We start from the raw sequence: 8,361 nt of genomic DNA, 5'->3' as shown, positions 1-8,361 counted from the left end.
AAATACGATTTTCTGCAATTTTTTACAATGATTTTGAACATACTTTAATTACAGTGTATTGAAAATCAAAACATTATTGCAATTCTAAGGAACAACTATTTAATTGGGAATTAATTACTATAAATCAATCCCGCAACCTTTTTTCAAAAACATACCCGGCTAACATTCGGTAATGTTTTAGAAATGGGGTTGCACCGCTTTCCGCAAAAATGCGTTTCCGACCAAAGGGAGGAAATGCATTTTTGCAGCCCGATTTTTCTCAGGCGGCAAAAATTATCCAATTTTTATAGGTTGGGAATGAAAATTTTTAAGGTTAAGAAAAAATCCCCTGTTTTCTGTTAATCCGTTCCTGAATAAACCCCACAATAGAGAGCTCCCCATTTGTGCCAATGTTGAGTTGATAAACAAATCCTGCTTTTCCAGTGCTTCTGCCAATGAACAGCTTGGTGTATCATCGGACTCTTCGGATTGTTTTAATAAGTCCCCAAACTCATCGGTGATAAAAGGTAAATGATCTACCGTTTCATATTTCTCGGAATTGGGTTGTCTGATTGTTCCAATGGTTGACAATATTGTTTGACCTGTATTTTTGCTGTTTCCAAAATCTAAGGAATATAACGGACGGTTAGCATAATATCTGCCTGTATTCAGCCTTTTTAATATATCCGCTATTTCAAATCTTGCACTCACACTGTCAACACAGGATATGTAAATATTTGCTGTTATATTTTCAGAAAATTTTTCTGATTCACTAAGTTTAAATTTTTGTGTTTCTGCTTTCCAGTTTGTTCCCATCCAACGGTTAGCACGATTAATTAAGGCAACAGACTTGTATAATCCTGTTTCTGATTCGGCAAAACGCTGTCTCCCTAAATTAGCTTCTGTAATGAGATCATCATCCCAAAGTCGTACGGACAATCCTGCATGTCCCAACTGAATCAGGTTGTGGTTCATTTCCATTAATGCTGTCAATACTTTTGAGCCTGTTCCTCCTGCACCAATTAGATTAATGGTTACAGGATTGGTAGGATTAATCAGGTAATTGTCTGTAAAATGGACTTTTGTTTTTTCACTTGTCATGGCAGTATATTTTTAAGTATTTTATTGGTCTTTTTCAATATTTCTTTCGGAAACGGTTTTTCTGTATCCATAAGTTCTTTCCACATATTTACACAGTTGCCATTGGTAGGGTTGTGATTGTTTAAATGGCTGAACTTACTGTTAAAAAAATAGTGTTCCCAAGCGCGAATAAATTCTTCAACCGAAGCCGATTTTTTAATGTCTACATTGACTGTTCCCATACAGACGTTTCCGTTTTCATACACATTAAAAAAAGGAGCATGGTATAATGCTGTTTTTTCTGTGGGTCTTTTGTCTGAAATAAGGGTAAATACAGTAAGATGCTGTTTTGAAGCCACCCACAGCATTGCGGGAATGGATGCCGTACCATTAGGAATTTCAAGGGATTCAGTGAAAAAGAGCTTTGTTTTCCTGGCTTTGGTATACCATATTACTGAGCCTTTTTCGGTTGGGTTGATATATAAAATATTGGTAGGCAGAATACTTTCAGGTTTCAGAAATGCTTTATTTTTTTCTTTTTTCGTATTAAGGGACTTTGCCAATATTTTGGCTTCTCTTTCGCTTAAAGGGTGGGCATTAATAGGATTTCCATCTTTATCCATATCAAAATGCTCCACATAGGTGTCCCAATTATCATCATCGTCAGCCTGATAAATAACCAGTGCTGAAACGGGATGATACAGTGTTCCGAAATGATGGGTTATATCGTTCATGGGGTTATATTTTAAATGGTATATAATTTAAATGTTGTTTAAAATGTCAATTAATCTTTCAATCAGGGGAAAAATGCAATTTTCAAAATCAAGGTTATTATTGCTGACATTTGTTCCGTCAAACCTTTTTTGGGTGCTTGGTTCTTCTATTTCCGTACATTCCTGAAATTCAGCATTAACAGAATCAAATAAAGTCTGAAATAATATTCCTTTATCATCTGCACAGAACGAAACATATTTTTCCATTGTGATGGTTCTTTCATGATAATCTTCGTAGTAGTCTTCGTCATCTGTATTTGTTTCTCTTCGTTGAATATTCCTGTAAATAGTAGCATCAGGAAACATTTCATAGAGGGCAAGGGTATCACAAGCTAATAAAAGACAATCGGTTTCAAAGGAATCTCTATTTTCAAAACGATTGATTCTCTGTTTAAATCGGATTAGATTCTGATGATTGAATATTTTTTGCTCCATATAGTCACCAATCCACTCACTTTGCCTTATTTCACGTAAATATTCAGGAGTATCTTCGGTTTCATCATCAATGAGCCACTCCGAAATCATTTCGTACATCCAACACAGGTAGCTTTCCTGTTGTCTGTAATAGGGAACATCTGCGATGTGATACAAATATGAGCAGACGGATTGCAAAAGTTGTGTCGCTTTTTTATAATTGGGATTTTTAGATAGTCGGTACAGTGGAATTATCGGAATGTAATACAATATAGCCCCAGTATTATATCTTTCTTCGCTCAAAAAATAAGTTTTCTTTTTATCCTGTACCAAACGGATTTTTTCCCAATTTTTTATCTTAATTTTTAACTGCTTTTTGATATCCTCTAAAGCAAAAGCAATATTGTAAGGAAAACCTAAATGTTTTGAAAGTGCAGGTGTGATTCCGTAATGTTCAGCCAATTGGGAAAGGGACTGGTAAAAATCCCTTTCCATTTTGCCTGTTTTCGTCGCATCCTGTATATATGGTGTGTCTTTCAGTTTAGGCAGAAATGAGCATTTTAGAAAAGCATGGGTAGCATGGCTATCGGCACTGCTTTCATTTTGTCTTTCTGTATTTCGCCTGCATCCTTTGGTCTTTGCATCCAATGGGCGAACTCTCCCAACTGCCTGTGCAGTTGCTTTTGTCTTTGCTGTTCGGGAAGCTGTATTTTTCCCGATATAATTTTTCGTTGCATTCATCATAATTTAGTGATTGATATTTGGTAAATAGTGGTTGGATGTAAAGAAGATTACTGAAAACCCAACCACAAAATTTTATCAGCCTTTCGTTCCCATTACACTTTCAAAATGGTATTCTACTGTGTCATTTTTGATTTGTGGTGCAGATACTTTTGCAGTTGTTAAAATTGGATAGGTATTGGCGTAAAAATTCATTACCGCTTCAACGCTCCATTTGGGTTCGGGGTCTGTCAATCGAATTTCCTGTCCGTTATCTTTCAGGATAAAAACTCTTTCTAATTGGGTTGCAAGTAACATAATTGTTGATTTTTAAGGTTGAAAATTTTGTTCCTGTTCTTGTTCCTCTTCATGCTCTTGTTCCTGTTTTTGTTCGATATTTTCTACACTTACGGTATTAAACAGGCTTGGGGCAAAGTGTCTTTCGTACTCATCCTGTTTTTTTCGGATAGTTTCCGCATAGTCGGGACATTCTGAAACCTTTGGAAGTGCTGACCATGCACCTTTGTAGTTGCCATCTTTTTCGAGTTCTTCGGCTTTTTGAAAAGCATCCTTATACTTTTTCTCTTTGGCTTCTTTTTCCTTCTTTTCCTTATCGGATTTTTCTTTTTCCATTGCCGACTGCTTTTTGGCTTCCTCTAATTGCTTCATAAAGCTTTCCATACCGACCATCAGTCCCGAAGCGGTTTTTAATGGGGCTTTAATGTGTTCAAAAAATTCGGCATCAAGTTCGTCCGCCGTTCCTTTGAGGTTAAGAGGTGGAATGATATTTTTCGCTTTATCTCCACATCCATCATTTTGTACTAATATGGAAGCCACTATTTGGCTTTCGTTTGCTTTGACAATGGTTAGTATCAACTTACTATTAATATCCATTTTGGCTATCTGATTGAAAAAATTGGTTTGCATAATTTGTTGGGTTATGGATTAATTACTAAATGAGTATTGAAGTCTATAAGTTCCCATAATGAAAACTCCACCGTCCTAAATTCTTCTTCCGTATGCTTTCCATAGGCTTTATAAATGGCATTTCCATCCTTAGATATCTGCATCTGGTAATGACACAGACTATTTTTAGGTTGTTTCAGTTCTTTTAAATCCTCTTTCTCTAATTCAATGAAAACTCTGTTTCTCTCAGAGAGCCACTCTTCAACCACAGGATAATATACTTTCGAAAATCTAAAGAACTCCACATGGGTATCGAAATAGTTTAGAGACTTTATATTTTCATCAGTTTCAATGATTTTTATAACTTCAAGGCGTTTCTTTTGGGTTTGTTTCCACTCCCCTGTAATGTTGATAATGGCAAAATCGCAAGCATCCCATTCACTGTTGGTCTTTGCTTTTACAAGTAAATATTCCGTTGGTATATCAGATCGTTTCATTTTTTTGTTTTTTTATGTTATAAATTCTATTTCTCAGAGGTATAAACCCCGTTCACGTAGTAGCCGATAAGCTTTTCCCAAAGCCGTATTAAGCCGTTGGTGTCTACATAATATTTTTCTGTTCGGCTACAATAAATAACATATACAGGTACATCTGTGTAATCTTTATTATAGCTGTAAGCTTTTGCCAGTTTTTTGGCTTCGGTTTTTGATTTTGTTTTCATAGTCAGGGATTTTCATAGATGTATGTTCCACTTGTTTTCATTGGGTCTGCACCCTGTGTCAATCGGATTTCCTTGTTAAATTTCAATGACAAGCTTCTTGCATAGTGTATCGCTGTTGTCCTGTCACAATGGATTTTGAAGTATATTGCTACCTGCTCCCATTCTGTTCGGTCATTTCGGGATTTCATCTGAAAATTATATTGTGATTCCATACGTTTTTTTAAGGTAATCTTGGGTTAATTATTAAAATGGTAAATCATCATCCGTATCCCCTGCAAAAGGATTGTTTGATTCTTGCGTTGCGTTTTGCTTCGGTTCACTTTCAACATTTCTTCCACCTCCATAAACCTGAATGTATGAAGTATGAAAATTCAATCCTGAACGGATTTCACCGTCTTTACCTATCCATGCGCTTGAGCTTGCCCTGCCTGTTAATTCTACCACCGTTCCTTTGGTAAGGATTTTGGCAACATTCGGGCTTATCCAGTACGAACAATTGTAATACGTGGTCAGTTCCCTGCGTTCTCCCTGCTTGGTCTTGTAGCTGTCGTTAATAGCTACTGAAAAATTCACGACCTGTCTGTCGTTTTTTAATGTGTTGATTTCTGCGTTTCTGGTAATTCTACCGACAATAGTGTTCATAATATTTTGTTTTAATTGTTAAGCATTACTTTTTTTCAGTTGTAAAATTTCGAGTGATTTGATTCGGTATCGAGGACACTCGGCTTCTTTCTTTTCACCTTTTCCAATGGGAAAAGCATTATTTATTTTTTTGTTTGATTATTCTTATGTTAAAGAGCGACTGTTTGATTCGTATAACTGAGGTTCCGACTTTTTCTTTGCTAAATGACCATAGTACAGGGTCAGGCACTTAAAACCGAAATGGAACAAAGTGAAATGAAGGCTCCGAAATCTTTTTGTCCAAAGGATTCAGGAGTGTCTGGAAAAATTGTTGGAGCGCAGTGGAAAGAATTTTTGTAGAAACCCAAAAAGATTTTTTTGAGTGAATGACCTGTACTACATTTGCTACAGTAAAAAGTGAAAAACCACAGTTATATATATGAATTGAATAGGTGATATTTAACCCTGGAATGATCTAAAACAATAATGAATAATTGGATTTTTCCTTGTATTGATGTGATTTTGAAGTTTATTCTTAAGATCGTCATCAACATTCAAGACCGGAATTCTAAAAATTAACAGTTTTTATTGAAGGTTTTATATTTTTGTTAGTTGAAGAAGCTGAAAAAATTAGGTATATAAATCTTAATAATAAAGCACTTGTGGTAGCCAATAAAATGAGGTTACATAAATTATTTGACATTAAAATATCTTTATAAGCTTCACAATCAGCAAAAAAGCCTCCTCGTAAAGGAGACTCAAAAAATGATGATTGTTGGAAAAGTTTTCATTTCAAATATAGTGATTCTAAACAAACTCACTTACAAAGATGACCATTCAAAGAACCAGTTACTCAATATATCCTTGGCAAAACCACTCATTAAGATCCTTAAAATCTCGATAAACTAGAGAACAGTCCTCTACATGTTTATGTTTCGTTAATATTTTGTTTTTAGTGATATTTCCATTAGAATCATTATCAAGAAACAGGTAAATTTTATCGTATTCACCAAGTGTTTTTATTGCTTTGAAAAGCATTACCGTAGAATTAAGAATCAGATAATCGGAATTTTTTGTCTTTTCTATATTCTTAAAGGTCAGATAATCTATAAAGCCCTCAAATACCGTGATTTCTTTATTGTTTTCTTCTCCCTGAATCAAAGTCACATCTTTTTTTCCCAAACAGATTTTTGAATACGAATTACGGATTTCAAACCCGCCCGAATTATTTTCAAACCCAATTCCAAAATATTTTTTTCCGTTTAATTGATAATGCAGCTCTTTAACCAAGTCTCTCTGTTGATAAACTTTCCTCATTTTAAGATATTGAATTAAAACCGGATGCCCGATTCTTTTTACTTCCAATATCCTGTAATGAGGCCGTGTTCTGATCTCTTCCTTTTGTTTTTGATCCTGTATTGAAAAATCAAATTTTGAGAGGTATTTCAAAGCTTCCGAAACAGTACACTTGTTCACCTGCTGAACAATAGAAATGACATCATAACTCTTTCCTGTTCCGAAATCGAAAGCTTTGTTATTAATAAAATCGACAAAAAGGCTGGGAATCTTTTCCTCCCTATCCAACGCAAAATAAAAGGCAGTTTTCCCGTTTTCTTTCGCCGGAAAAAAATTGAAGGATTCCAAAACCGTCCGGACTCCGACTTTTTGTTTGATTTTTTCGCAATTCATTTTTTTTCTTTTTAAAGCAATTTTTTACCCTGGATTTCCCTTTTAATAAAAAAAAAGACTTTTATTATCTTTTAAATAAACTTTTAACAGCTCGTGGTATCTGCCTGTCACAAAGCGTTTGCACTGATTTTCAAATGAGTGGAATTCCGAATTCCGAATGAGCGCAAATCCGAAATACAGATGAGCGCAATTCCGAAAAGATGCACTTTACCGCATGAGCGCAAATCCGAATTGAACTCTGTTTTCATCATTTCTTTTTAGCGTATCTGTCATTTTCACTGGCTTTACAATATCGGAATGAGTGCAATTCCGAAATCAGCATCATAAAAAACCAAATTTTAACAATTCCTTAACTTCAGCGAGTGCAATTCCGAATTCCGAATGAGTACAAATCCGAAATACGGATGAGCGCAATTCCGAAATCAGAGAATCACGGGATAACCATTAGGCAGTATTTCCCCCATTTTTGTTTCCCTGTATAGCTGTAAAATAAGTTCCTGTATTTTGTTTAAAAAAGCCGTTCCCTGATAATTCGTGGATTTTGTCCCTTTCAGCCTGTTAATCCTTATAAATTCACTGAAAGCCTTTTCTATCAGTTGACGGGTTTGTGGAATCGTTTTGTATTGGTAGGAAAATTGAAGCATTTCGCGCTGCTCCAGACCATATCTTTTACTGAAATAATAGAGCCTCCTTGTAACTTTTGACTTTTCTGTTGTATTCTCCGGTATATCTGTACCGCTAATCATCTTGGTATAAAAAGGATGAATGAAAATAAAATCACCTTTATAATGATAATTAAATGAAAGGTTATTGTACCTATTGAAGTTTATTTTTGCCGTTTTGAGAAACTTGAAGCAAAAATCATTAGCGGTTTTATAGTTCAGTCCAAACTTTTTGTTCAATGAAGAAAGTTTCATCATGGTTCCGTCTTCGGGAAGTTTTGAAAGCCAGATGGCAAAAATAATATGCTTGTTGTTTCTGATATTATACACCAGATTGTAAAGGATGTAGTTGTATTCGGGAATAATCATCAGCTTTTTCAGCCAGTAGCTGCTGATGAGAAAGCTTGTAAAACCACGTTGGTCATAACTAGGAGTTGAGATCAGCCCACCAAAGGTTCTAATCTCTTTTCCTTTTGAATTGACCGATTTATACCATCCCATTTTGAACCGGGCAAGAAACTCATAGGCTTCTACAACCTGTTTTGTCGAGCCGCTCGGAGAGATTTTGCTGTTCCGGATTTTAATAGAGGCAAAAATATTATTTTCGGTTTCAAATTCTTCATCAAACAGAGAAAGCTGTTTCGGACGGTCTTCAGGGCGGAACTGCTCACTGCTGATAATCGAAATGATATTAAAAATAACGTGAACTCGACGATAAATCTTTAAATTTCAATAAATTATGGTGTTTTTTTTAATTTATCCAATTAGGGAAGTTTACCGAAGGTTTTTCGGGATA

Annotated in this window: 11 protein-coding genes; 1 reads left to right on the top strand and 10 read right to left on the bottom strand. The window is 35.2% G+C overall.

Annotation, left to right across the window (positions count from 1 at the left end; all coding sequences use genetic code 11):
- Window positions 1–273 precede the first annotated feature (273 nt).
- From DD829_RS01615 to DD829_RS01575, 8 genes are all read right to left on the bottom strand, one after another.
- Window positions 274–1,080: a PRTRC system ThiF family protein gene (locus DD829_RS01615; protein ID WP_108410391.1), complete on the bottom strand. Its 807-nt coding sequence runs from the start codon at window positions 1,078–1,080 to the stop codon at window positions 274–276.
- On the bottom strand, window positions 1,077–1,793 hold the full coding sequence (locus DD829_RS01610) for a PRTRC system protein B (protein WP_108410392.1): 717 nt from the start codon (window positions 1,791–1,793) through the stop codon (window positions 1,077–1,079). Before DD829_RS01610 ends, DD829_RS01615 begins: the two co-directional genes overlap by 4 nt.
- A gap of 27 nt (window positions 1,794–1,820) precedes the next feature.
- Window positions 1,821–2,990 carry a hypothetical protein gene (locus DD829_RS01605; protein ID WP_108410393.1) on the bottom strand — a complete coding sequence of 390 codons (1,170 nt, stop codon included), beginning with the start codon at window positions 2,988–2,990 and terminating at the stop codon, window positions 1,821–1,823.
- Window positions 2,991–3,065: 75 nt separating this feature from the next.
- Window positions 3,066–3,284 (bottom strand): PRTRC system protein C, encoded by a 219-nt coding sequence (locus DD829_RS01600; protein WP_108410394.1) that lies wholly within the window; start codon window positions 3,282–3,284, stop codon window positions 3,066–3,068.
- 12 nt (window positions 3,285–3,296) lie between these two features.
- Window positions 3,297–3,893, bottom strand: coding sequence for a PRTRC system protein E (locus tag DD829_RS01595; RefSeq protein WP_108410395.1), 597 nt, complete (start codon window positions 3,891–3,893; stop codon window positions 3,297–3,299).
- An 11-nt stretch (window positions 3,894–3,904) separates the two neighbouring features.
- Window positions 3,905–4,369, bottom strand: coding sequence for a hypothetical protein (locus DD829_RS01590; RefSeq protein WP_108410396.1), 465 nt, complete (start codon window positions 4,367–4,369; stop codon window positions 3,905–3,907).
- 26 nt (window positions 4,370–4,395) lie between these two features.
- On the bottom strand, window positions 4,396–4,593 hold the full coding sequence (locus tag DD829_RS01585) for a DNA-binding protein (RefSeq protein ID WP_108410397.1): 198 nt from the start codon (window positions 4,591–4,593) through the stop codon (window positions 4,396–4,398).
- A gap of 243 nt (window positions 4,594–4,836) precedes the next feature.
- Window positions 4,837–5,235 (bottom strand): single-stranded DNA-binding protein, encoded by a 399-nt coding sequence (locus DD829_RS01575; RefSeq protein ID WP_108410398.1) that lies wholly within the window; start codon window positions 5,233–5,235, stop codon window positions 4,837–4,839.
- A 204-nt stretch (window positions 5,236–5,439) separates the two neighbouring features.
- Between DD829_RS01575 and DD829_RS24280 the strand changes: the two genes are divergently transcribed.
- The gene (locus DD829_RS24280) at window positions 5,440–5,574 is read left to right on the top strand and encodes a hypothetical protein (protein ID WP_262497938.1); all 135 of its coding nucleotides are present in this window, start codon (window positions 5,440–5,442) and stop codon (window positions 5,572–5,574) included.
- A 489-nt stretch (window positions 5,575–6,063) separates the two neighbouring features.
- Here DD829_RS24280 and DD829_RS01570 read toward each other — a convergent pair whose 3' ends face one another.
- Together DD829_RS01570 and DD829_RS01565 are read right to left on the bottom strand one after the other, a co-directional pair.
- On the bottom strand, window positions 6,064–6,903 hold the full coding sequence (locus DD829_RS01570; protein WP_108411498.1) for a toprim domain-containing protein: 840 nt from the start codon (window positions 6,901–6,903) through the stop codon (window positions 6,064–6,066).
- Between the two features lie 422 nt (window positions 6,904–7,325).
- Window positions 7,326–8,066, bottom strand: a complete 741-nt coding sequence (locus DD829_RS01565) for a hypothetical protein (protein WP_228408099.1) — start codon at window positions 8,064–8,066, stop codon at window positions 7,326–7,328.
- Between the last annotated feature and the right edge of the window lie 295 nt (window positions 8,067–8,361).

The sequence above is a fragment of the Chryseobacterium sp. HMWF035 genome (assembly GCF_003094695.1).
GTDB lineage: Bacteria > Bacteroidota > Bacteroidia > Flavobacteriales > Weeksellaceae > Chryseobacterium > Chryseobacterium gambrini.
The sequence above is the reverse complement of the archived record's forward strand: the minus strand, read 5'-3'. Positions and strand labels throughout refer to the sequence as shown.